We start from the raw sequence: 22,515 nt of genomic DNA on the forward strand, positions 1-22,515 counted from the left end.
GGGGCGTGAGCCGCATGGATGCGGCGACCGAGCTTACATGGACGTACTTGCAGCGACCCCCGCAACCGGACCCACCCCGCCATCCCATGGAAAGCCCGCTGTTGCTGTTGTTGTTGCTCTTGAGGTTGCCTGCCAGCGGCCGGCACTACCGCAGGTGCAGGGCTGCAAGCCCTGCCGAGCCCCGCTAATCGTGACCGCTGTCGTCCAGGCTGATGATCCCGCGCCGCAGCGCCTGGGTCACCGCATGCGTGCGATCGCCCACGCCCAGCTTGTCCATCAGGCTCTTCATGTGCGCCTTCACCGTCTGCTCGGAAATCTGCATGCGCTCGCCGATGCGCTTGTTCGACAGGCCACCGGCCACGTGCCGCAGCACCTCGGTCTCGCGCGGCGACAACCGGTCTTCCACCACATGCGCGGCGATGCTGGCCGCCACCGCCGGCGGAATCGGTGCGCGCCGGCCGCCCGCGACCATGCGGATCGTATCGACCAGCTCGTGGCGCAGCATGTCCTTCAGCAGGTAGGCGCTGGCGCCAGCCTGCAGCGCCCGCACCGCACGTACGTCACCGCGGTAGGTGGTCAGCACGATGATGCGCGCACGCGGATCCATCGCGCGGATCCGCACGATGGCTTCCACACCGTCCAGGCGTGGCATCTGCAGGTCCATCAGCACCACGTCCGGCTGCAGCTGCTGGTAGCGTGCGATGGCTTCCTCGCCATCGGCGGCTTCACCGAGCAGGCGCAGGTCGGAATGGGCGCCCAGCAGGGCAGCCAGGCCGTCACGCAGCAGCGGGTGGTCGTCGACCACCAGTACGCCGATCGGGGCAGGGGTTTCAGTCATGGCTCGTTCTACTCCAGGGCCAGCGCCAACGTGATGGGCGGCGTTGATACAGGCGCCGGGTGGGAACTGCCAGCGCGACTTCGGTTCCCAGCCCGGCGCGGGTCCACAGTTGCAGTTCCGCACCGAGGCGCTGCGCGCGCTCACGCATGCCCTGCAGGCCCCAATGGCCATGCCCGGCATTCTCGTTGGCGATGCCGACGCCATCATCGCGCACGTGCAGCAGGAAGCACCGCGCGCCATACGACAGCTCTACTTCAATGGCGCTGGCGTTGGCATGACGCAACGCGTTGCGGATCGCCTCACGCCCTATCAGGAACACTTCTTCGGCCGCATCGGCCTGCAGCAGTGGCGTTGCACCTTCCACCGTCAGGCGCAGCGGATTGGTGCCGTGCCCGGCGTACTCGGCGTGCACATCGGCCAGTGCCGAAGCGAGGTCGCGGCCCGCGAAGGGTCCCTCACGCAGGGCGTTGACCCGCTCGCGGCCCTCGGCAAGGTTGCGCTCGGCCAGTTGCATCGCCGCCTCCAGCTGGCCGCGTACCGGCGCCGGGGTCTGGGGTGACTGACTGATGGCGTGCAGGCGCAGGATCAGGCCCTGGCTGCCCTGCAGCAGAGTGTCGTGCAGGTCGCGTGCGATGCGTTCGCGTTCCCCATTGCGTTCCTGCAGGCGTGCGCGGAACAGCGCAGCCAGCTGCCCGCTGCGGATGCGCACCGCCATCATCAGCAGCGCGAGGATCGCGGCGGCGCACAGCAGCTTGAACCACACGGTCTGCATGAAGGTGGGCGCGATGCGGAAGCTGCGGCTGGCCGGGGAGGTGCTCCAGATGCCGTCTTCGTTGGCCGCTTCCACCTCGAACCGGTAATTGCCCGGTGCGAGGTTGGTGTAATACGCGCGGGTGCTGCTGCCGGCATCCTGCCAGCCGTCGTCGACGCCGGAGAGGCGATAGCGGTAGCGGTTGCGCTCCGGGCGCGCCAGTGACAACGCCACGTAGTCGATCTGCAGTTGGCTGGTACCGGCGGGAAGGCGCAGGCCATCGCGCAGCGGCTCGTGCTTGCTGCCATACAGCACCTCGCCGATGCGCACGCTGGGGGCCATCGTATTGACGTGCGAATGGGTGGTGTCCAGCCAGGCCAGGCCCTGGTTGGTGGCCAGCCAAAGCAGGCCGTCGTCGGCCAGCGTCGCGGTTGCGATCGGTCCACTCTGCAGGGCAATGCCAGGCATGCCGTCGATCGCGTCGAACAGGCGCGGCGTGACCGGCAATCCGGTGCGCAGGGCACGGCGCAGCAGCCCGCTTTCCATCCGCACCAGGCCACGGCTGCCGTTGAGCCACAGGTGGCCATTGGCATCGGCGACCATGCCGGTGATGCCTTCCAGGACGCCGGCCATGTCGGTGCGCACCGGAACGAATCGTCCATTGCCCAGTCGCGCAGCCAGCCCGGCTTCGCCGGCGACCAGCAGAATGTCCTGGTGATGCAGCATCGCGGTGATCGGCCCCACCGACAGGCCCTGGCTGGCATCGAAGCTCTCGATGCGGTTCGCACTCATCCGGCGCAGGCGGCCGTCGGCATAGCCAAGCAGCAGCTGGCCATGGGCATCCAGCGCCAGCGATGAGCAGGCCTGCTCGGGCAGGCGAACCTCGCGCTGCCACTGCCCATGCAGGTAGTGCAGGACGCCACGCTCACCCGTACACACCCAGGCCTGCTCGTCGTCGGGGAACAGCAGCGCATGCAGCGGTTGCCCGGTGAACGGCGGCGGCAGCGGGATCAACGAGGTGTGGCCGGCTACTGTGCGCGCAAGATTGACCCAGTCGAACTGCCAGATCGGCGTGGGTGCCTGGCGCGCGGCGGCCTGCAGCTGCGTGGCGCTGCCATCCAGCAGGGTGCGCCGCAGATCGTAGGGCTTGAGGTCTTCGCCATAGCCATATACGCGGCCATCGCTGGCCCGCACCAGCGAGCGGTAGGGATCGCTCGGGCCCACCGCCAGGGTGTGCACGCTGCGTGCGCGGAAGCGGTTGAGGCCGAGATTGGTGCCAACCCAGAGATTGCCTTCGCGATCGACGATGATTGGAACTGCCGAGGTGGCGGTCAGGCCATGCGGTGAATCGAAGCGCTCCATACGCACGGCCCGGGTGCCATCGAAGGTGATGCGGGCGACGCCGCCGTGCGGGCTCATCGTGGCCCACAGCGCGCCATCGGCAGTGAACTGCAGACGCGCGGCGACCAGCTCCGGAAGACGCCGCGCTTCGCGTTCGCTGGCCGCCAACAGACCCTGCGCGTTGGCCAGCGGCGAGGTGCCGCGCACCCGATCGGCCAGCCACACTTCGCCCTGCGGGCTTTCGGCCAGCGTCGCCATCTGCGAGACGGCGATGCCGGTGTCCTGGAAGGCGGTCTGGCCGGCTGCACGCATCCAGACCTTGAGGTCGGCCAGGACCCAGAAGGTGTCCCGGCTGTCGTGCAGCACCCACTGCACGCGGCGCTCCGGCAGCCCGGCACTGGCCGGCAGTGGCTGCCAGCGCTGTCCGTCAAAGCGGCGCAGCCCGCCGTTGATCGCCGCCCACAGCTGGCCCAGGCGATCCTGGCTGAAGCGCGGGACCACGCCGACAGGCACCCCTTGCTCGCGGCCGTAGCTGTGCAGCTGTCCCTGTGCGAACCGGCTGATGCCCGCCTGGAAGTAGCCGATCCACAGAGCACCATCGCGGCCCGGTGCCAGCGTGACCATGTTGGTGGACGGGAACTGGCTGCCGACGGGCGCCGCCTGCCGTTCGAAACGACGGCCATCGAAGCGGTACAGGCCCGAGCCCGTGGCCAGCCACAACAGACCGTCGCGGTCCTGGACAATGTCCCAGATGTCGCCGGGCGCACCCTGGCCGACGCGCCAGGCGGTGTGCTCGTAATCGGGCAGTCCGCCGCTCACCGGCGGGCGCTGCACGGCAAGGGCGGGCAGGGCGGTCAACAGCAGCAGGCACGTCAGCAGCGTCGGCAAGCGACACAGGAACGGGAAGGGGCGGCCACGCATGGCGCGCATTCTGGCAGGTGTGGGGCAACCCAGGGTGACCCGAACGGGGTAGGCGGCGTGCGCCGACGTCGGCTATCACGCCGGCATGTCCTCTGGAGCCCCGCCATGCAACGGCTGTTCGTGATGTTCCCTGATCGCGGTCCGGGCCTCGGTCTGCTGTGGCTGCGGCTATGCCTGGCCACCGCGCTGTACACGTCTGGCATGCATGCGGGCGGGTGGTCGGCGATGTGCCTGCTGGCAGTACCGATGCTCATGCTGGGCGTGTTGACGCCACTGGCGGCGCTGATGGCGGCCGTGGGCATGTTCGCGCAGCAGGCGCCGTGGCCGCAGGTGGTGCTGCCGTTGGCGCTGTTGATGCTGGGCCCTGGCGCCTATTCACTGGATGCACGCTTGTTTGGGCGCCGCCTGCTCGGCCGTCGGCCTCCCCCATTCGGGTAGGTGCTGGCCTCGACCGACGGGGGTAGGGCATCGCGCAGGCGCCACGCACCATGGGCCACCCCCTCGCGGCGTCCCGCATGGCCACCATTTTTCCGCCTGATCCGCCCGCCGCATCACTGGCACCGCAGCAGGCCGCCGCGTTGCAGCGCGCCCTGCGCTATGTCGATGAGCACCTGTCGCAGCCGCTGCGGGTGACCGAGCTGGCAGCGGCCGCCTGCGTCAGCCGCTTCCATCTGGTGCGTCTGTTCCGTACCGGTACCGGTGCCAGCCCGTTGCGCTATGTGCGCCGGCGGCGCATCGAACGTGCACGCCAGCTGCTGCCAGACGCGCAGCTGCCGATGTCCCGCCTGGCACAGCAGCTGGGCTTCTTCGACCAGAGCCATTTCGTCCGCAGCTTCCGCGCGGAGACCGGCTGCAGCCCCGGCCAATACGTTGCCGGCGATGCCGCCCTGTTGCATCCCCTTGATCGTGTTTCCAACGGAGTCCACCCATGAGCCTTGCTACCGCCACTCCCGCCCCGGCGCTGCTGTCGCCGACCGACCACGCCCTGGTGCTGATCGACTTCCAGTCGCAGATGGCGTTTGCGACCCACACCATCGACATCTCCGCGCTGCGCAACAACGTGTCGCTGATCAGCAAGGGTGCCAAGGGCTTCAACGTGCCGGTGGTGCTGACCACGGTCGCCGAAACGTCGTTCTCCGGTCCGATGTTCCCGGAACTGCCGCAGATCTTCCCGGGCCAGACGGTGTTCGACCGCACCTCGATGAATACCTGGGAAGACCAGCCGGTGATCGATGAGATCAACCGCATCGGCAAGCGCCGCCTGGTTGTTGCGGGCTTGTGGACCAGCGTCTGCATTGTCGGGCCGGCGCTGTCGGCGTTGGCGCAGGGTTTCGAGGTCTACGTGATCACCGATGCCTGCGGCGATGTCAGCGAAGAAGCGCATGAGCGGGCGATCACCCGCATGGTGCAGGCCGGCGCAGTGCCGATGACCAGCGTGCAGTACCTGCTCGAACTGCAGCGCGACTGGGCACGCGGGGAAACCTACGACCTGACCACCGGCATTGCCCGCGACCACGCCGGCGGCTACGGCATCGGCATCCAGTACGCCAAGCGCATGTTCGGCGCGCAGGAAGGCGGGCACTGAGTATGGTGGCCAGCCATGGCCTCGACCTGGCCCTGCTGATGCTGCGCGTGGCGGCAGGAGGCTTCCTGCTGCCGCACGCGCTGGGCAAGCTGTTCGGCTGGTTTGGTGGACCTGGGCTGTCCGGCTTCGCTACCGAGCTGCGTGCCTTCGGGCTGCCAGAAGTAGCACCGCTGCCGCTGTTGCTGGCCTTGCTGCAGGTGCTGTCCGGGCTGGCCGTGCTGCTGGGATGGCAGACCCGTATCGCCGCACTTGCGGCGGCCGCCTTCATCGGCTTCACCGTCCTGTTGGCCCTGCCCAAGGGCTGGTTCTGGATGCGCGGCGGCAGCGAGTACCCGTTGATGTGGACCACGGTGCTGCTGGCCCTCGCACTGGCCGGGCCGGGTGCCTGGGCGCTGGACGGCCAACGCTTTCCGGGAGATTTCGCATGAGTCACGATCCCCTCGACCACGGCCGCCGCAACGTGGTGCTGGCCAGTGGTGCCGCTGTTGCGCTCGGCCTGGCCGGCCGCGCCGCTGCCGCACTCGATTCCACTTCCAAGGAGCGTCGCATGAGCACGCTGGTCATCCGCAATGCCCGCATCACCACCCTCGACCCGCAGCAGCCGCATGCGCAGGCGCTGGCTGTGCAGGAAGGGCGCATCGTTGCCATTGGCAGCGACGAGGAGATCATGCGCGGCTGGGGCAATGAAGCGACCCTGATCGACGCGCAGGGCAGGCGCCTGCTGCCCGGCCTCAACGACAGCCATACCCACCTGATCCGTGGTGGCCTGAACTACAACCTGGAGCTGCGATGGGACGGGCTGCGTTCGCTGGGTGACGCCCTGGACATGCTGAAGGCCCAGGTCGACCGCACGCCCGCACCGCAGTGGGTGCGCGTGGTCGGTGGCTTCACCGCCGCCCAGTTCAACGAGAAGCGCCTGCCGACGCTGCAGGAGCTCAACGACATCGCGCCGGATACGCCGGTGTTCCTGCTGCACCTGTACGACCGCGCGCTGCTCAACCGTGCCGCGCTGCGCGCGTGCGGCTACAGCAAGGATACGCCGGATCCGCCGGGCGGGCAGATCGTGCGTGACTCGCTGGGCAACCCCACCGGGCTGCTGCTGGCCAAGCCCAATGCGCTGATCCTGTATGCCACGCTGGCCAAGGGCCCACGCCTGCCGATCGAGTACCAGGCCAACTCGACGCGCCACTTCATGCGCGAACTGAACCGGCTCGGCATCACCTCGGTGATCGACGCTGGCGGCGGCTTCCAGAACTACCCCGAGGACTACCAGGTCATCGAGCAGCTGCACCGCGATGACCAGCTGACAGTGCGCATCGCCTACAACCTGTTCACCCAGAACAAGGGCAAGGAGGTGGATGACTTCCGTGGCTGGAGCGAGATCCTGCAGCCGCGCCAGGGCGACGACCTGCTGCGCCACAACGGTGCCGGCGAGATGCTGGTGTTCTCGGCGGCCGATTTCGAACTGTTCAACGAGCCACGTCCGGAGCTGCCGCCGGAGCTTGAGCCCGAACTGCATGACGTGGTGAAGCTGCTGGTGGAGAAGCGCTGGCCGTTTCGCATCCACGCAACGTATGACGAGAGCATCACCCGCATCCTCGATGTCTACGAACAGGTCAACCGCGAGGTGCCGTTCGATGGCCTGCACTGGTTCATCGACCACGCCGAAACCATCACCCCGCGCAACATCGAACGTATCCGCGCGCTGGGTGGTGGCATCGCCGTACAACACCGCATGGCCTACCAGGGCGAGGCTTTCGTCGAGCGCTATGGCGTGCAGGCCGCGCGGCATACGCCGCCGGTCAAACGCATGCTGGCCGAAGGCGTGCCGGTCGGTGCCGGTACCGACGCCACCCGCGTAGCCAGCTACAACCCCTGGGTGGCATTGTCCTGGCTGGTGACCGGGCGCACCGTGGGCGGGCTTGCCCTGTATGGCGATGAGAACCTGCTCGAACGCGAGCAGGCGCTGCGCCTGTGGACCCAGGGCAGCGCCTGGTTCTCCGGCGACGAAGCGGTGAAGGGCACGCTGAAGGCCGGCCAGCTGGCCGACTTCATCCTGCTCTCGGCCGACTTCTTCCGTGTGGCTGACGCGCAGATTGCCGACATCACCAGCCTGCTGACCGTCGTCGGCGGCCGCATCGTGCACGCCGACGGCGACTACGCCGGGCTCGCGCCGCAGCTGCCGCCGGCGATGCCGGACTGGTCGCCGGTCAACCGGTTCGGTGGTTACCACGTCGGCGGTGCCGCCACCGGGTTGGCCGCCGCCCATCGCCACCATCACGGCGTGGCCTGCAGTACGCACGGCGCTCACGGTCATGCCGCACGGCATGCGGCGCCCACCGATGACCTGACCGCTTTCTGGGGCGCGATGGGATGCTCGTGCTTCGCATTCTGAGCCTGGCGCTGCTGGCCGCGCCCTCGCTTGCGCTGGCCTGCGAGGGGGGCCGCTGCAGTGATGCTGGCAACGGCCAGCTGCAACTGGACGCCTCGCTGCGCCTGCGTGGCCTGTACTACGATCCGGCCCGGTTCGGCATCGGCAGCAGTGAAGATGGCTACGGCCTGCTGCGTGCGCTGGCCTCGGCAATCTATGCGGAGGACAACTGGCAGGCAAAGCTGCAGCTGGGCGTGCATGCCGAGAATGGCAAGGCAGGTGGAGCCGGCCGCACCGACCGCGGCGCGCTGGATGTGCAGCAGGCGTACTGGCGCTGGCAGCGCAGCGGCTTCCACCTGCAACTCGGTCGGCAGGAAGCCGGCTACGGAAGCTCGCGGCTGTTGTCGGTGCGCGATGGGCCGAACATCCGCCTGGCCTTCGACGGTGCGCGCCTGGGCTGGAAGGGCCGCCTCGGCACGCTCGATCTGATGGCACTGCGGCCGGTGGAGAACCGGCCGGGTGCCTTTGATGATCGAGGGGAACACGGTGCCCACCTGTGGGGTGCCTATGCCACCACGGCACGCGGGCAGGCCGTGGGACAGTGGGATCTGTATCTGCTGGACTACCGCCGCGAAGGCGCACGCTTCGCGGCAGGTTCCGGCATCGAGCGGCGGCAGACCGTGGGCGCGCGCTGGTTCGGCCAGGCCGGTGCACTGGACTGGAACAGCGAGCTGGTGGCGCAGGGCGGTGAACTGCGAACGGCCAGCGGCACGCTCGATATCCGCGCCTGGACGCTGGCCACCGATACGGGGTGGCGCTGGACGGACCTGCCGTTGCAACCGCGGTTGGGGCTGAAGGCGGACATCGCCAGTGGCGATGGCAATCCGCGAGATGGCCGCCTGGGAACCTTCAATGCGCTGTTCCCGAAATCGGCCTACTTCAGCGAGGCCAGCCTGCTGGCCCCGGCCAACCTGATGGACCTCCAGCCCACCCTGACCCTGCGCCTGCACGACGCAGTGACGACGGAGCTGGGCGTACAGATGGCCTGGAAGCATCGGCGTGCCGATGCGGTCTACACCACGCCGGCACCGCTGGTGGCGTTGCCGGGCAGCGCCGATGGCGCGCGCCGCATTGGTAATCAGTACAAATCCGAAACCCGCTGGCAGGCCAGCGAACACTGGCAATGGCAGCTGCAGCTGGCCTGGGTCGATGCGGGTCCTGCGCTGAAGCAGGCCGGCGGCCAGGACACGCTGTTCGCCTCGATCGTTGGAGCATGGCAATGGTGAACGCAACCGCGTCGCAACCCCCCGCACAGGCCGCAGGTGCCTGGTCCCCGCTGAAGATCCAGATGTTCCGTTCGATCTGGCTGGCAATCCTGGCCAGTAACATCGGCACCTGGGTCAATGACGTGGCCGCCGCCTGGGTGATGGCCGAACGTACCGGCTCACCGTTGATGGTGGCCCTGGTGCAGTCGGCCACCACCGTGCCGATCGTGCTGCTGGCACTGGCCGCCGGAACGCTGGCCGACATCGTCGATCGCCGCAGGTACCTGTTGGCGACCCAGGGCTGGATGCTGCTGGTCGCCGCCGTGATGGCGACGCTGACCGCGATGGACCTGCTGACCCCGCAGCTGCTGGTGCTGCTGACCTTCTGCATGGGTTGCGGTGCGGCGATGGCGATGCCGGCACAGGCCGCAATCGTGTCCGAACTGGTGCCGCAGCCGATGCTGGCCTCAGCGGTGGCGCTGAACTCGATCGGCATCAACATCGCGCGCTCAATCGGCCCGGCCATCGGCGGCGTGATCGTCGCCCAGCTCGGTGCGGTCTGGGCGTTCGGCTTCAACGCCATCACCTTCGCCGCGATGTTGTTCGTGGTGTGGGGTTGGAAGCGTGACCCGAAGCAGTCGAGTCTGCCGCCGGAAGGCTTCGGTGCCGGGTTGAAGGCGGGCCTGCGCTACGCCAGCCGCGCCGGGCGGCTGCAGGCGGTGCTGATCAAGTCGGTGGGCTTCTTCTTCTTTGCTGCGGCGATGAATGCACTGCTGCCGGTGGTGGTGCGCGGCCAGATGCACGGCGGGGCGGGGCAGTACGGCATGCTGCTGGGCTGCATCGGTATCGGTGCAGTGGGCGGGGCCTTGCTGCTGCCGAAGCTGCGCGCGCAATTGGATCGCGACCTGCTGGTGCTGCTGGCCACGCTGTCACTGGCGCTGAGCCTGGTCGGGCTGGCACTGACCCGCAGCTGGTACGTGCTGCCATTGGTGATGCTGATCAACGGTTTTGCCTGGATCACCGTGCTGTCGTCGCTGCAGATTGCGGCGCAGACAGCAGTGCCTGCCTGGGTACGCGCGCGTGCGCTGGCGCTGTACATCATGGTGTTCTCCGCCGGCATGGCGGCCGGTGGCCTGAGCTGGGGCGCGCTGGCACAGCGTACCTCGCCGGAACTGGCGCTGCTGGTGGCTGCCGCAGGTGCGGTGATCGGCGGGCTGCTGGTATGGCGCGTGCGCATCGCCGGTACCGAAGACCTGAACCTGAGCCCGGCCGGGCACTGGCCGGCACCCGAGCTGTCGGTGCCGGTGTCGAACGATCGCGGCCCGGTACTGGTCACCCTCGAGTACCGCATCGATGATGCTGATCGCGCCGCGTTCCAGACGCAGATGCGCGCGTTGGGCGCGATCCGTCGCCGCGATGGCGCGGTGGTCTGGGGTGTGGTCGAGGATGTGGCCAGCCCCGGCATCCACCTGGAGTATTTCGTGACCCCGTCGTGGCTGGAGCACCTGCGCCAGCACGAGCGCATCACCGCCGATGACAAGGCGATCCAGGAAGTGCTGCGGGAACTGCATCGCGGTGAGCGTGCACCGGTGGTACGCCACTTCGTGGGTGGGCATGACCCGCTGCCGAAGACCGGGGTCCCGCACCACCACAGTGATATCTGAAAAAAAGGGGACGGAGGGGATTAAGTCGTTTGTGCACAAACGACTTAATCCCCTCCGTCCCCTTTCTGCGACCGAAGGAGCGGCGGCACCATTACGGTGCCCCCGCGGCACATCAACTGCGTGCGAACGCCAGCAGGTCGGCGTTGAACTGGTCGGCGTGGGTGATGGTCAGGCCGTGCGGCGCACCGGGGTACACCTTCAACTCGGCGTCCTTGATGATCTGCGAAGACAGCTTGGCCGAGGCATCGAACGGCACGATCTGGTCGTCATCACCGTGCACGACCAAAGCCGGAACGTCGATCTTCTTCAGGTCCTCGGTGTAGTCCACTTCCGAGAACTCGTGCACGCAGTCGTACTGACCCTTGACGCCACCGAGCATGCCCTGCAGCCAGAACGCATCACGCATGCCCTGGGTAACGGTGTTGCCGTCGCGGTTGGCACCGAAGAACGGCGTGGTCAGGTCCTTGAAGAACTGCGAACGGTCGCCACCGGTGCCCTTGCGGATGCCATCGAAGACCTCCAACGGGGTGCCGGCCGGGTTGGCATCGGTCTTCAGCATCAGCGGCGGCACGGCGCCGACCAGCACCGCTTTGGCCACGCGCTTGCTGCCGTGGCGGCCGATGTAATGAGCCACTTCGCCGCCGCCGGTGGAATGGCCGACCAGGATCGCGTCCTTCAGGTCCAGCGTCTCGATCACCGCGGCCAGGTCATCGGCGTAGGTGTCCATGTTGTTGCCATCCCAGGTCTGGCTGGAGCGGCCGTGGCTGCGACGGTCGTGGGCGATCACGCGGAAGCCGTTCTGGCCCATGAACAGCATCTGCGGGTCCCAGGCATCGGACGACAGCGGCCAGCCGTGGGCGAACACGATCGGCTGGCCGGTACCCCAATCCTTGTAGAAGATGCGGGCGCCGTCGGCGACGGTGACGAAGTTGCTCATTGCAGGTTCCTTGGCGGAAGGGAGGGAAGGCGCTGGCAGTCATGCCGGTGCCTCCGGCAGTACAGCGCAGCGCCAGGCCGACGACTTGCACGGCTGTGCTGGATTGCGCTGGATGTGACGCGTATCGCTCTGGCACGAAGCCGTTCCGGCATCGAGGATGGCGGCAGCCCTGTCGAGGAGCCTGTAATGTCGAATGCGTGTTGGCGCTTGTTGTGGTACCTGCTGCTGGCCACGGGGGCGCATGCTCAGACCAACGTCTACAAATGCGTGGACGGGCCGCATCCGGTCTATCAGCAGACGCCGTGCCAGGGGCGTGCGGAATGGCGCTGGGAGGTGCCGGCGGAACCGCCCTCAACAGGTGCGACGGCGGCCAAGGCGGCGAGCCCGACCCCAAGACGTGCGCGCGTGGTGCAGCAGGGGCGTGCGCGGGCTGCGCTGATACCCATCAGCACGGATCCCACCGCCTGTGAGCGTGCGCGGCAGCAACGCGGGAAGGTCCTCGCCAGGGCCAAACGCCTGGACTTCGTACAGCGGCGGCAGCTGGATGACGCGGTGTACGACGCGTGCCGCTGAATCCAGGAGCGCCAGAAGCGACAACGGCGCCCAAGGGCGCCGTTGTCAGCAGATGCCAGGTGCCGGATCTCAGCGACCGTCGCTGGCCGACGCCGGTGCCGGCGAGGGCACGCTGTCCGGCTTGGGCAGGCTCAGCTCCGGGTTGCCCTGTTCGGCCTGCAGGATCTGGATGCGGCGCTGCAGGGAATCCAGCTGGCTGTTGGTGCTCTGCACGTCGCTGCTCAGGCTGACCGCCTGCTGCTGGGCCTGCTGCAGGGCAGCGCTGACCTGGGCCGACTGTGCCTGCTGCTGTTCCATTTCCTGCTGCAGGGTGCGCAGGCGTTCCTCGTTGTAGGCCACCAGGCGCTCGGTATAGCGCTTGCCGGCTTCCAGGCGCGTGGTGTCGATGTAGACCTGGGCCAACTGCTCGGACTGCTGCGCGAAGGTGCGGTAGACACGCTCGGCGTTGTCGACGGCGTCGGTCTTGATCACCCGCCAGAAGTTCTTCTCCTGGAACAGGGCGACGTAGTAGGTCAGGGTGTTGGCATTGAACAGCAGGCTGGCGCCGTAGTTGCCGTTGTAGGTGGTGCGCAGCTCGGTCAGCTGGCGCGCATCCATCAGCTGCTTGAGCTCATCAACGGTGTTGCGCACCACCGGTGCGGTACGCGCGGCCGGCTCTGCGGCTGCTTCGCGATCGCCACGGGCAGCCATCGCCGCCGGTGCCACCAGCATCATGGCCACGGCCAGCAGTGCCGCGCCGCGCGCGTGCCGGGCGAAGACCGCGCCCCCTGAAGTTTCTCGCATGTCTAGACCATCCACGGATGAGTGTGGGTTGAGATGAAGGTGGTTCCCCGCCGGGAGTCTAGCATGCGCGCGGGCGCCGCCAAGGGCGCCGGTCACGGGTCAGTAGACCAGCTGCGCCGCGCTGCACTGGATCGACTGCACGTTGACGTCGGTGCGGCCCAGCTCCAGGCCCAGCACGCTGGCCAGCAGGTTGGTCAGCAGGGTGCCGACGCTGTTGAGGACGGGCTTCAGCGCAGCGAGGATCGGATTCAACAGGGTACAGAGGAGGCCACTGCAGGTGGCGCTGCCACCGGGGTTGGTGACGCCCGTTCCCCCCGCACCATCGAGGAAGCCGGCCGGTGCGGTCTGGATGTACGACGCCAGGTTGTTGCGCACACAGCCGTTGTAGTCGATCAGGTTGCCGAGCAGGCTGTCGCAGCGGTTGATCAGCAGGCCGCCGACCAGCGAGCCGAGCAGGCCGTCGAGCAAGCCCAGCCCCTGTCCGGTGACGGTCGTCTTGTAGCCGGTCCACACCGAACCGTCCTCCCAACAGGTGGTCAGGCCCAGAAGGCAGGGCTTGGGCACGCCATTCTTCACCGTCCAGTTGCCCAGCGGCGCGAGGTTCCGTGCCGGGTCACCATCACGTAGCAACGGGATGACCTGATCGACGTTGTAGCGCCCGCCACTGGGAAAGGCCGCCAGTAGATAACGGTCGGCCAGGGCCTTGGCCGTGTCGTTGGCGCTCATGCCCTGCTTGGGTGAACTGAGCATGCCTGACAGCACGCGCAGCAGTTCATTGACCAGATCCGACACCGCGTTGCCTACTGCCAGCGGGTTGATCCGGGTCGATGCGGTCTCGCCGGCGGCCAGCGTCAGGTTCTGCGAGCTGGTCAGGGCGGGCAGGGTGATCTTGTCATTGATCAAGGGTTGCCCGAGCAGTTTCAGCAACTGCTCGTTCTTCAGGGTGGCGTCGCAGACATTGTTCTTGGAGAAGCGTTGCGCCGGGTCGACATTGCCGACACACGCGCGCAGCACCGACGAATCGACCTGGATGGTGGCCTTGGGTGGACTGGCGCCGCACTGGATACCGGTCAGCGTACCCATCGCGTTGGCGACATCGACATGCAGCGGCAGATGCAGGCGCGTGCCGAGCAGATTCAGCAGCGGCCCAAGTGCGAACAGATTATTGCTGTCCACGTCCACCAGCAGGCGCACCTGGGCGTTGTACGCGCGCGTGCCGACGCCACCGATGGCGATCGAGGGCGGCTCCACCACGCCGGCCTGGATGTTGATCCCCAGCAGGTCCAGCCCCTTCACCGCAACGCCATTGCCGTCATTGGCGATGGAAATGGCGGTGCTGATCAGGTTGAGCACGTTGACCTTGGTTTCCAGTGCGCTGCCGACCGTGCCATCCGGCGAAACGACCTCGGCGAACAGACCGCCACCCCCGGACTGGCTGCCCAGCACGATGTTGAGCTTGTTGATGTCCAACTGGGTGGCGACCAGATCGGACAGGGCGCGCAGCTGCACGCCGACGGTGGTATCGCGACCGACCACGGTGGCGGTGGCATCGACCAGCTGTGCCAGTGAGATCTTGTTGACCGACAGCAGGCGGTTGAAGTCGGCCACGCTGAGATTGGCGGCGACCGGGATGTTGAGCGCCTTGAGCAGGCCCGACGGGGTGATGTTCGCCTGGGCCAGACCGTCATAGGAGAGCACGGTCGCATTGGTGACATCCAGGCCGATCATGCGCAGTGTCGACAGCAGCACCGAGTTGCCGTTGGTGCGCAGCAGCTGCGAGCCCACCGCGAACACTGCCGTGGGCTCCGACCGGCGGGCAACAGCCTGTGCGCTGACGGTCGGCAGGCTGGTGTTCTGGCCGAAGAAGGGAAGCACGCTGCGCTCGGCGACAACCTGTACTGCATTGCGCGGGTTGGCGGCATCGACGGTGGTGACGAAGCGGTTCGCGGTGGCGCGTGTGGCGCTCCAGTTGCCGCAGTGGATCTGCAGGCTCCCCGCAAACCTGTTCTGGGTGAGTGCGCTCTGTCGGGCAGCACTGTTGTCGCTGTTGTCCGAGGTGCACAACTCCAGTCGCTGCGCGCCGGCCAGAGCGGCCAGGTCGGCAACCTTCTGCGCATCGCGCTTGGCCCAGAACAGATAGCCGATTTCAATCAGACCCAGCATCGCCAGCAACGCCAGCATGACCAGCATCATGGTGACCGACATGCCGCCGCGTGCGCGGCTGAAACTGAACTGGCGTGGGCGTTTCATGGCCTACCTCAGCGTCCGGATGAGGATGTTCCCTTGGACTTGGCGACATCGGCTTCAAAGAAGTCCGGGATCTCGTGTTCGAAACTCTTGATGTAGCGGGCATAGCTCAACGTGGCCTGGTCGCCAAGGATCGGCAGGCGCTGCCCGGCCTGCTGCCCCGAAGCCTGCAGGCGGAACAGGCCACGGGTGGTATCGCCGATCTGGCTGCGTACAGAACGGACCACCGGCGCGGTGGCATCAGTGGCGGCGATCGCCGCCGGCATCGCGGCGGGTGCCGGCGGTGCAGGCGTGGACAGATCCACGGTGGGCAGCGGCTCGGACTGCAACGGTCGTGAGGCCGGTGCGGGGCCGCTGACGCCGAGCATCTGCCCGGTCAACGGCTGTTGCTGCGCCTGCGCGACGCCGGCAATCAACAGGCAGGCCAGCACAGGCAGCAGGCCTCGGGTCAGGGGCGTCGCGGTCATGGTGTGTTCCCGTTCGGGTGATCGGAGGTGCTGAAGCGTTCCAGCATCGAAGGCGGCAGGCGCTGAGGGTCGCGCTCGTCGCGGGTCTCGCGACGCGGCTCGACGGCCAGCCGTGCAGCGCTGGCCGCGGGAGCAGCGACGGTGTGGGCAGGCGCGGGGGCGGCCACTGCTGCAGATGCCTGTCGTTGCTGCAGGCGGGTGCGGATCTGTGCGGCCTGCTGCTGGATGCTGCGCAGGGTGTCCTCGTTGAGGCTGGCCTGCTGCGCCAGGCGCTGGGCGGTGGCGGTGTCGCCGCGCAACACGGCCCACAGGGCGAGGTTGGCCGTGGCCTTGGCGTTGCCCGGGGACAGCTCCAAGGCCTTGGCCAGCGGCTCACGTGCCTGATCGAACTGTCCGGCACGCAGGCGTGCGTAGCCGAGGTCGCCCAGATAGTCGGTATTCAAGGGCTGCAGCTGCGTGGCCCGCGCCAGTGCCTGTTCACTGCCTGCATCGTCATCACGACGTGCGGCGATCAGGCCCAGGCCGTGCGCGGCGGCCGCCGCCTGTGGGCCGCTGGAAAGATCACGGTACAGGGCGATGGCCGCATCGGCCTGCCCGGTTTCGCGCAGCGCGTCGGCCTGCAGCAGACGCAGCGCCGGTGGATCGCCGTAGCGTTGGCGGAAGGCATCCACATGGGCCAGCGAGGCATACCAGGCACCCTGCAGCTGCATGCGCGCGATCAGCTCCAGGTAGGCATTGCGGCTGTCCTGCGGTGCCGGTTCGGGTGCGGCCAGGCTGGGCGCACGCAGGTACTTCGGCGTGGTGGATGCGCAGCCGCTGGCGACGGCGGCGAGGGCAAGCAGCAGGCAGGAGGTGCGCAGGGCAGGCATCAGGGCGATCCCATCTTGGACATGGTGGTGGCCAGCGCGACCAGCGCCGGGCCGGCAAGGACCAGCATCAGCGCTGGCAGCAGGGTCAGCATCATCACCACGGTCATCTTCACCGAGAGCTTGCCGACCTTTTCCTTCAGGGTGTTACGGCGCTGTTCGCGCAGCCGGATGCTGAACTGCCGTAGCGGTTCCTGCACCGCGCCGCCATGTGCGTGCACCTGCAGGATCAACTGCATCAGGCTGGTCAGGTCATCGTAGGCATAGACTTCGCTCAAGCGCCGCAGCGACTGCGCGCGGGTGCGGCCGTGGGTGTAGGCGACGTTGGCCTCCTGCAGTTCGCCACCGAGGACCGGCAGTGCATCGCGCAGCTTGTCGCCCAGCGTCTGCAGGCTCTGGTCCATGCTGAAGCCCACGCCCTGCAGCAGGCGCAGCAGATCGATCAGCAGGGGCAATTCGTTCTCGACGGCGCGCCTGCGTCGCTTCACCCAGGCGGACAGGATGAACTTGGGCAGCAGCAGGCCGGCAGCCAGCGCGCCGATGATCACCATGATCCTGGCCAGCCCTGTGACGCTGCTGAATGTCAGCACCAGGGCCAGTACCAGCACGGCCAGCAGCAGGCGCAGGCCGAGGTAGATGGCTGTGCCGCGGCGGGTGTTCCAGCCGGCCAGGTCCAGCAGCAGCCGGTCTTCATTGGTCAGCAACGCGGCCTCGAGGCGACCGCCGCTGAGCGCCCGGCCGAAACGCTCCAGCCAGCCCAGAGAGTCGCGCTGCGGCGCTGTTTCGCTGTCACGGGCGTCCTCCCGCGGTTGCAGGGCCGTCTTCAATGTGGCTGACGTGCGGTGCTCACGATGGCTGCGTACCCAGCCGCCGATACCGAGCAGGGCGACACCGGCGGCCAGCACCAGCAGGGAGAGGGCGAACCATGCGCTGGCGCTCATCGGTCGTCTCCGCAGGGGCGGGGGTGGTTCATAGCGACTTGGCCAGGCGATACAGCAGGAAGCCACCGACAAGCTCCAGGCCCAGTGCAATCAGCAGGATCTTGTGGCCGAGCGGGTCATGCAGCACCGGCTGGAAGAAGTCCGGGCTGGCGATCGCCATCAGCACAGCGCAGGCCGGTGGCAGCAAGCCGAGGACCCAGGCCGACATGCGGGTCTCGGAGGTGGTCGCGGCCAGTTCCTGCTGGGCTTGTTCCAGGTCGCGCATGAAATCACCCATGCGCTGCAGGATCTGGTCGGAGCGGCCACCGATGCGCACGCTGACGCCGATCACCACCGACAGTACTTTCAGTACGTCCATCCGGTAGGGCTGTGCGGCCAGTGCCAGCGCCCTGTCCAGGTCCATCCCGCTGCGCGCGTAGCGTACCGTGGTATCCAGCAGCCCGCGCAGCGGCGCGCTGGTCTGCATCGACGCGACCTGGAACGCCGCCTGCAGGCTGTTGCCCAGTGCGGTCAGCCGTACCAGGTTGTCCAGGAAGTCGGGAAGCATATGCAGCAGCTGGGCGCGCAGTTTCGAGGTGCGCCGCATCACCCACAGCCAGCAGCCCAGCAGGTACAGCAGCAAGGTCAGCGGGAACATCCATGCGGTGCCGAGCCGCAGCATCGCTACGACCGAAAGCACCAGTCCAGGCACCAGCAGCATGATCGGAAGCTTCCAGCCGGTCTGCAGGCCCGCACGCTGCAGCAGGCCATCCAGCGGCAGCACGCGGCGTGCACCGCTGGCCGTTCGCGCCGGATCGTTGGCAGCGGCGATGGATGGCCCGGCAGGTGCGCCACTGCCTGCACTTCCACGTGCGAGCTGCTGCTCGGCATGCTGCAGCGATGCCTGACGTTGTTCGCGGCTGCTGGCCGTACCCCACAGCCAGACCGCCAGCGCCAGCAGCACCGAGATGATGCTCAACACGCCCAGCAGCAGGCCGGTGCCCATGTTCAGAAGTCTCCGTACAGCGACTCGCGCAGCTGCTGGCGGAACGGCTCCAGTTTGTGCGAGTGCGGATGGAAGCCCAGCCCGATCCAGCGATCGGTCTCTTTGCCATTGCCGTCGATCTGCAGCTCGTGGCGGAACATTTCCTGAGTGGTGATCAGGTTGTCGCTGACGCCGGTGATCTCGGTGATAGAGACCAGTACACGACGGCCGCTGCCCAGTCGAGAGATCTGCACGATGAAATCGATGGCGCTGGCGATCTGCCGGCGCAGGCTGTCCTCGCTGCCCTGGAAGCCGGCGAAGCCGGCCAGCATCTCGATGCGGTACAGGCAGTCGCGCGGCGAGTTGGCATGGATGGTGGCCATCGATCCGTCATGGCCGGTGTTCATCGCCTGCAGCATTTCCAGCACCTCGGCACCGCGTACCTCGCCGACCACGATGCGGTCCGGGCGCATGCGCAGGCTGTTGCGGACCAGGTCGCGGATGCTGACCGCACCCTGGCCTTCGGCACCGCCGATGCGGCTCTCGAGCCGCACCACGTGCGGATGGTTGAGCGACAGTTCGGCCGTGTCCTCGACGGTGATCACGCGCTCATTCGGGGGCACGTAGCTGGCCAGTGCATTGAGCAGGGAGGTTTTGCCGGAGCTGGTGCCACCGGAGACCAGGATGTTGCAGCGGCCCAGCACCATCGCCTTCAGCAGTGCCTGCATCGGTGCGTCGAAGGTGCCCTTGGCCAGCAGCTCGTCAGGCGTGAACGGATCCTTGCGGAACTTGCGGATGGACACCATCGGTCCGTCCACCGCCAGCGGCGAGATGATCGCGTTGAGGCGGCCGCCGTTGGGCAGGCGCGCGTCAACCATCGGATTGGAGTCATCCAGGCGACGCCCGAGCGGGGCCAGGATGCGGCGCAGGATGCGCAGCAGGTGGGTATCGTCGGTGAAGCGTTGGGTTGCGCGCTTGAGCTGGCCGCCCTGCGAGACATGCACGTCCCTGAAGCCATTGATCAGGATGTCTTCGATGGACGGATCGTGCAGCAGGTCGTCGAGCGGGCCGAAGCCGGTCAGTTCCTTGACCAGACCTTCGGCAACCACCTGCATCTCCTCCTCGTTGATCGGGATTCGCCATTCCTGGATGAATCCCACGGTCTGCACCTGCACCCATCGGGCGATGGTGTCCGGTGCCCAGGAGTCGATGTCGATGCGCTCGTCCTCGATGCTGTTGAGCAAGTGCTCATGCGCCGCCGACAGCACCTTCTGGTACTGCTCGGTCTGCGCGAACGGCACGTGCGCCGGCGCGGTGTCGGGCAGCACCGGGCGGGTGGCGGCATGCGGGAACGGGGTTACCTTGTCTTCCATTGCGATCCACCCAGGGCAAGGGAGAGTCTTTCCCGCAGTCCCTGTGCCTGGACCGGGCAGGCGGCCGGATCCAGGCGCGAGACGAGCGGGGCGAGGGCACGCAGGTATGGGTCGCGCGGTGCATCCTGCAACAGCAGGTGGCCCTGGCTGGCAGCGAGGCGCACACGCGGACGTTCGGGCAGCGTGGCCAGCAGCGGTACTTCGAAGCGGCGCGCGATCTGTTCGGGGCTCATGCCGCTGCTGTCGTCGTGGCGGTTGATCACCAGCTGCAGGCGCTTCTCGCGCTCGCGTTGACCGGCCAGATGCTTCAGGGCCTGGTCGAGCGACACCAGCGTGGCGATCGACGCGTCGATGACCAGCCAGATTTCGTCCGCCTGGTCCAGCAGCAGCGGTGGCAGCTGCCGCAACGGACAGCCACCGGCATCACACAGCACGCTGGCAAACACGCCGCGCAGGCGCTGCAGCAATGCGCCGGGATCGGACGGTGGCACCGCATCGCTGCCGCTGGCGCGGTCCAGCAGCACCAGCCCCGAATCGTGGCGTGCCATTGCGGTGCGGGCGAGGGTGGCATCGATGCGGCTGGCATTGCGCAGCGCGTCTTCGTAGTGGAAACGGCTGTCCAGGTTGAGGTACAGCGCCAGATCCCCGGAGGGCTGCGCCAGCTCCATCAGCAGGCCGTCCTGGTGCAGCGCTTCGCCCTGGGCGAGTGCGCGTGTCTGTTGTGCCAGCACCGACAGGTGTGCGGCCAGGGTACTGGTGCCGACGCCGGCGCGGACGCCCAGCAGTACGATCAAGCGTGCCTTGTGCGCATGTTGTGCGGCGGCGGCTGGCCGTGGCGACAGCGCCCGGCGCAGCGCTGCTTCGATGCCGGTATTGTCGCTGTCCAGGTCCAGCACATCACGCAGTCCCACGCGCAGGGCCATCACCACGCCTTCCACCTGGCCGGGACTGGTGGCGCCGACCGCAACCAGCATCAGATCCGGCTCGGTCTGCTGCAGCTGCTGCGCAAGCACGCTTGACGCGGCCGCATGCTCTGGGCGGAAATCGAGCAGCACCAGGCTCTGCGGTCCGCGTTGCAGGTCCTGCGCGGAGGTCGGCGCACTGCTGTCCTGCCAGTGCAGGGTGGTGGTCGGCGGCAGCTTTGCCGCCAGCCGGGGCAGCAGTTCGCGATCCATTCCGTACAGGACCAGGTTCATCGGTGGACCTTGCGGATGCAGCGGCTGAGCGGTGGCGTAGGGCATGGGCGTGGTATCGCAGGCATCATGGAGTCAGCGCGAGAAACCGGGTACCGGGTCCTGGCTGATCGGGCCAAGCAGCCACGCGCCCCATTCGGGGAGGTTCGGCTTGGCCTCGCGGTCGCCAGGCAGCGGCAGCTCGGTATTGCGTGCCAACGGCTGCACCAGCCGTGGCGTAACGATGATCACCAGCTCCTTGTCCTGGCGCTTGTAGTCGAAGTTGCGGAAGAATGAGCCGATGATCGGCAGGTCGCCCAGCAGGGGGATCTTGCCGACGTTGGAGACGACGTTCGAGCTGACCAGGCCGCCGATCACGAAGCTCTCGCCGTCGCCGAGTTCGACCGTGGTGTCGGCGCGGCGGGTGGTGATCGAGGGAATCTGCACGCCGTTGAGCGCGATGGCATTGCTGTAGTCCAGATCGCTGGCTTCCGGCGCCACCTTCAGCGCGATGCGGTTGGGCGACAACACCGTCGGGGTCACGGTCAGGCCGATGCCGAATGGTTTGTAGGTAATGGTGGTGGTGCCAAGTCCCTGTGGCTCCAGGATGGGCAGCTCGCCACCGGCCAGGAAGCTGGCGCTCTGACCGGACAGCGCAACCAGGGTGGGTTCGGCCAGCACGCGGGCCATGCCGTTGCTCTGCAGCAGGTCCACGTCGGCGTTCCACAGTCCCTTGGTCGAGCCGAACACCAGGCGGAACGCAGACGAGATGGGCGACTCGGCTTCATTGCCGGAGTTGCCCTCCTTCATGCCTGGCAGGATGCCGGTATTGCCCGGCAGCTGGCCGCCAGGCCGCGCGAAACCATAGGCGAAGCTGCCATTCCGGTTCTGGAAGCTGATGCCGATCTGCTTCAGCGCGGTCTTGTTGAACTCGACCACCTTGACCTCGACCTGGACCACGCCGCCGCTGTTGACGGTGGAGGCATCGGCGAGCATGCCGTCCTTGCCCAGCGCCATGGCAGCGGGCTTCTGCTCCTGCATGTGCGACAGCACACTGTCGGTGCTCCCCTGCAGCAGGCCCTGGTTGTCCTGCTGGGTGAACACCAGCCCGTTCGCCCCTGCATCGGCGGCGCCCTGTACCGCACTCTGTACCCGTACCTGCAGGCGCTGTGGCTCGGTCTGCTTGCGATGCCAGAGCAGCAACGTGGTCGTGCCCGGAGCCTTGCCGACCAGCAGCGCCTGGCGCTGGCCGCGCAGCATCACGATATCGGCTACGCCCGGATCGGCAATGGCGACCCGCTCCAGATCGCCCGGCAGGGTCCAGGGGCGCTGCTCACGTGCCTGCAGTACCAGGTCGTCGGCAGCCACGCTCGTCGCCGGTGCCAGCAGCACCAGCAGCAGGGCCAGCCAGCGCTGGCGGGGGGACGGACGTGGACAGTGGCGACGTTCGGTCATG

At 67.5% G+C, this 22,515-nt stretch carries 20 protein-coding genes; 8 read left to right on the top strand and 12 right to left on the bottom strand.

Translation table 11 applies throughout. The annotated features are described in order from the left end of the window. Nucleotides 1-184 precede the first annotated feature (184 nt). Both R1H25_RS13115 and R1H25_RS13120 read right to left on the bottom strand, forming a co-directional pair. Nucleotides 185-838, bottom strand: coding sequence for a response regulator transcription factor (locus tag R1H25_RS13115; RefSeq protein ID WP_049445872.1), 654 nt, complete (start codon nucleotides 836-838; stop codon nucleotides 185-187). Continuing rightward, the gene (locus tag R1H25_RS13120) at nucleotides 831-3,860 is read right to left on the bottom strand and encodes a two-component regulator propeller domain-containing protein (RefSeq protein ID WP_317223794.1); all 3,030 of its coding nucleotides are present in this window, start codon (nucleotides 3,858-3,860) and stop codon (nucleotides 831-833) included. The genes R1H25_RS13115 and R1H25_RS13120 overlap by 8 nt, the downstream gene beginning before the upstream one ends. Before the next feature lie 96 nt (nucleotides 3,861-3,956). Between R1H25_RS13120 and R1H25_RS13125 the strand changes: the two genes are divergently transcribed. The 7 genes from R1H25_RS13125 to R1H25_RS13155 all read left to right on the top strand — a co-directional run bounded on the left by R1H25_RS13125 (nucleotide 3,957) and on the right by R1H25_RS13155 (nucleotide 10,736). After that, nucleotides 3,957-4,289 carry a hypothetical protein gene (locus R1H25_RS13125; RefSeq protein WP_317223795.1) on the top strand — a complete coding sequence of 111 codons (333 nt, stop codon included), beginning with the start codon at nucleotides 3,957-3,959 and terminating at the stop codon, nucleotides 4,287-4,289. A 50-nt stretch (nucleotides 4,290-4,339) separates the two neighbouring features. Further along, nucleotides 4,340-4,783: a helix-turn-helix transcriptional regulator gene (locus R1H25_RS13130; RefSeq protein WP_053091884.1), complete on the top strand. Its 444-nt coding sequence runs from the start codon at nucleotides 4,340-4,342 to the stop codon at nucleotides 4,781-4,783. Then, nucleotides 4,780-5,436: a hydrolase gene (locus R1H25_RS13135; RefSeq protein ID WP_049445867.1), complete on the top strand. Its 657-nt coding sequence runs from the start codon at nucleotides 4,780-4,782 to the stop codon at nucleotides 5,434-5,436. Before R1H25_RS13130 ends, R1H25_RS13135 begins: the two co-directional genes overlap by 4 nt. A 2-nt stretch (nucleotides 5,437-5,438) precedes the next feature. Then, nucleotides 5,439-5,864 (top strand): DoxX family protein, encoded by a 426-nt coding sequence (locus tag R1H25_RS13140; protein WP_317223796.1) that lies wholly within the window; start codon nucleotides 5,439-5,441, stop codon nucleotides 5,862-5,864. 119 nt (nucleotides 5,865-5,983) lie between these two features. Then, nucleotides 5,984-7,831: an amidohydrolase gene (locus R1H25_RS13145; RefSeq protein ID WP_317223825.1), complete on the top strand. Its 1,848-nt coding sequence runs from the start codon at nucleotides 5,984-5,986 to the stop codon at nucleotides 7,829-7,831. After that, nucleotides 7,810-9,093: an alginate export family protein gene (locus tag R1H25_RS13150; protein WP_317223797.1), complete on the top strand. Its 1,284-nt coding sequence runs from the start codon at nucleotides 7,810-7,812 to the stop codon at nucleotides 9,091-9,093. The genes R1H25_RS13145 and R1H25_RS13150 overlap by 22 nt, the downstream gene beginning before the upstream one ends. Further along, the gene (locus R1H25_RS13155; protein ID WP_317223798.1) at nucleotides 9,087-10,736 is read left to right on the top strand and encodes an MFS transporter; all 1,650 of its coding nucleotides are present in this window, start codon (nucleotides 9,087-9,089) and stop codon (nucleotides 10,734-10,736) included. Before R1H25_RS13150 ends, R1H25_RS13155 begins: the two co-directional genes overlap by 7 nt. Before the next feature lie 112 nt (nucleotides 10,737-10,848). Here R1H25_RS13155 and R1H25_RS13160 read toward each other — a convergent pair whose 3' ends face one another. Continuing rightward, nucleotides 10,849-11,673, bottom strand: a complete 825-nt coding sequence (locus tag R1H25_RS13160; RefSeq protein ID WP_317223799.1) for an alpha/beta hydrolase — start codon at nucleotides 11,671-11,673, stop codon at nucleotides 10,849-10,851. Between the two features lie 186 nt (nucleotides 11,674-11,859). Here R1H25_RS13160 and R1H25_RS13165 point away from each other — a divergent pair, with 186 nt between their 5' ends. Next, a complete protein-coding gene (locus R1H25_RS13165; protein WP_317223826.1) occupies nucleotides 11,860-12,246 on the top strand; it encodes a hypothetical protein in 387 nt (128 codons plus the stop codon). Nucleotides 12,247-12,315: 69 nt separating this feature from the next. Here R1H25_RS13165 and R1H25_RS13170 read toward each other — a convergent pair whose 3' ends face one another. From R1H25_RS13170 to R1H25_RS13210, 9 genes are all read right to left on the bottom strand, one after another. Next, entirely contained in the window at nucleotides 12,316-13,029 is a 714-nt protein-coding gene (locus R1H25_RS13170; RefSeq protein ID WP_049448349.1) for a DUF2968 domain-containing protein, read from the bottom strand. 99 nt (nucleotides 13,030-13,128) lie between these two features. Next, nucleotides 13,129-15,279 (bottom strand): TadG family pilus assembly protein, encoded by a 2,151-nt coding sequence (locus R1H25_RS13175; RefSeq protein ID WP_317223800.1) that lies wholly within the window; start codon nucleotides 15,277-15,279, stop codon nucleotides 13,129-13,131. Nucleotides 15,280-15,287: 8 nt separating this feature from the next. Next, nucleotides 15,288-15,743: a DUF3613 domain-containing protein gene (locus R1H25_RS13180; RefSeq protein WP_317223801.1), complete on the bottom strand. Its 456-nt coding sequence runs from the start codon at nucleotides 15,741-15,743 to the stop codon at nucleotides 15,288-15,290. Then, on the bottom strand, nucleotides 15,740-16,612 hold the full coding sequence (locus tag R1H25_RS13185) for a Flp pilus assembly protein TadD (RefSeq protein WP_317223802.1): 873 nt from the start codon (nucleotides 16,610-16,612) through the stop codon (nucleotides 15,740-15,742). The genes R1H25_RS13180 and R1H25_RS13185 overlap by 4 nt, the downstream gene beginning before the upstream one ends. After that, a complete protein-coding gene (locus R1H25_RS13190) occupies nucleotides 16,612-17,550 on the bottom strand; it encodes a type II secretion system F family protein (protein ID WP_049448353.1) in 939 nt (312 codons plus the stop codon). Before R1H25_RS13190 ends, R1H25_RS13185 begins: the two co-directional genes overlap by 1 nt. A 28-nt stretch (nucleotides 17,551-17,578) precedes the next feature. Beyond that, complete coding sequence (locus tag R1H25_RS13195) at nucleotides 17,579-18,535, bottom strand: type II secretion system F family protein (protein WP_099589687.1); 957 nt, start codon at nucleotides 18,533-18,535, stop codon at nucleotides 17,579-17,581. A 2-nt stretch (nucleotides 18,536-18,537) separates the two neighbouring features. Next, nucleotides 18,538-19,887: a CpaF family protein gene (locus tag R1H25_RS13200; protein ID WP_049448358.1), complete on the bottom strand. Its 1,350-nt coding sequence runs from the start codon at nucleotides 19,885-19,887 to the stop codon at nucleotides 18,538-18,540. Further along, on the bottom strand, nucleotides 19,872-21,128 hold the full coding sequence (locus R1H25_RS13205; protein ID WP_057501690.1) for a fimbrial protein: 1,257 nt from the start codon (nucleotides 21,126-21,128) through the stop codon (nucleotides 19,872-19,874). Before R1H25_RS13205 ends, R1H25_RS13200 begins: the two co-directional genes overlap by 16 nt. Before the next feature lie 27 nt (nucleotides 21,129-21,155). Beyond that, nucleotides 21,156-22,514: a type II and III secretion system protein family protein gene (locus R1H25_RS13210; RefSeq protein WP_049448361.1), complete on the bottom strand. Its 1,359-nt coding sequence runs from the start codon at nucleotides 22,512-22,514 to the stop codon at nucleotides 21,156-21,158. Nucleotide 22,515 lies beyond the last annotated feature (1 nt).

The sequence above is a fragment of the Stenotrophomonas veracruzanensis genome (assembly GCF_032911525.1).
GTDB lineage: Bacteria > Pseudomonadota > Gammaproteobacteria > Xanthomonadales > Xanthomonadaceae > Stenotrophomonas > Stenotrophomonas africana.

Coding starts and splice junctions, on each gene's coding strand:
- R1H25_RS13170 (WP_049448349.1), bottom strand. CDS start 13,029: ATGCGAGAAACTTCAGGGGGCGCGGTCTTCGCCCGGCACGCGCGCGGC.
- R1H25_RS13160 (WP_317223799.1), bottom strand. CDS start 11,673: ATGAGCAACTTCGTCACCGTCGCCGACGGCGCCCGCATCTTCTACAAG.
- R1H25_RS13155 (WP_317223798.1), top strand. CDS start 9,087: ATGGTGAACGCAACCGCGTCGCAACCCCCCGCACAGGCCGCAGGTGCC.
- R1H25_RS13145 (WP_317223825.1), top strand. CDS start 5,984: ATGAGCACGCTGGTCATCCGCAATGCCCGCATCACCACCCTCGACCCG.
- R1H25_RS13115 (WP_049445872.1), bottom strand. CDS start 838: ATGACTGAAACCCCTGCCCCGATCGGCGTACTGGTGGTCGACGACCAC.
- R1H25_RS13150 (WP_317223797.1), top strand. CDS start 7,810: ATGCTCGTGCTTCGCATTCTGAGCCTGGCGCTGCTGGCCGCGCCCTCG.
- R1H25_RS13125 (WP_317223795.1), top strand. CDS start 3,957: ATGCAACGGCTGTTCGTGATGTTCCCTGATCGCGGTCCGGGCCTCGGT.
- R1H25_RS13190 (WP_049448353.1), bottom strand. CDS start 17,550: ATGAGCGCCAGCGCATGGTTCGCCCTCTCCCTGCTGGTGCTGGCCGCC.
- R1H25_RS13200 (WP_049448358.1), bottom strand. CDS start 19,887: ATGGAAGACAAGGTAACCCCGTTCCCGCATGCCGCCACCCGCCCGGTG.
- R1H25_RS13130 (WP_053091884.1), top strand. CDS start 4,340: ATGGGCCACCCCCTCGCGGCGTCCCGCATGGCCACCATTTTTCCGCCT.
- R1H25_RS13180 (WP_317223801.1), bottom strand. CDS start 15,743: ATGACCGCGACGCCCCTGACCCGAGGCCTGCTGCCTGTGCTGGCCTGC.
- R1H25_RS13140 (WP_317223796.1), top strand. CDS start 5,439: ATGGTGGCCAGCCATGGCCTCGACCTGGCCCTGCTGATGCTGCGCGTG.
- R1H25_RS13165 (WP_317223826.1), top strand. CDS start 11,860: ATGTCGAATGCGTGTTGGCGCTTGTTGTGGTACCTGCTGCTGGCCACG.
- R1H25_RS13195 (WP_099589687.1), bottom strand. CDS start 18,535: ATGGGCACCGGCCTGCTGCTGGGCGTGTTGAGCATCATCTCGGTGCTG.
- R1H25_RS13175 (WP_317223800.1), bottom strand. CDS start 15,279: ATGAAACGCCCACGCCAGTTCAGTTTCAGCCGCGCACGCGGCGGCATG.
- R1H25_RS13185 (WP_317223802.1), bottom strand. CDS start 16,612: ATGCCTGCCCTGCGCACCTCCTGCCTGCTGCTTGCCCTCGCCGCCGTC.
- R1H25_RS13205 (WP_057501690.1), bottom strand. CDS start 21,128: ATGCCCTACGCCACCGCTCAGCCGCTGCATCCGCAAGGTCCACCGATG.
- R1H25_RS13120 (WP_317223794.1), bottom strand. CDS start 3,860: ATGCGCGCCATGCGTGGCCGCCCCTTCCCGTTCCTGTGTCGCTTGCCG.
- R1H25_RS13210 (WP_049448361.1), bottom strand. CDS start 22,514: ATGACCGAACGTCGCCACTGTCCACGTCCGTCCCCCCGCCAGCGCTGG.
- R1H25_RS13135 (WP_049445867.1), top strand. CDS start 4,780: ATGAGCCTTGCTACCGCCACTCCCGCCCCGGCGCTGCTGTCGCCGACC.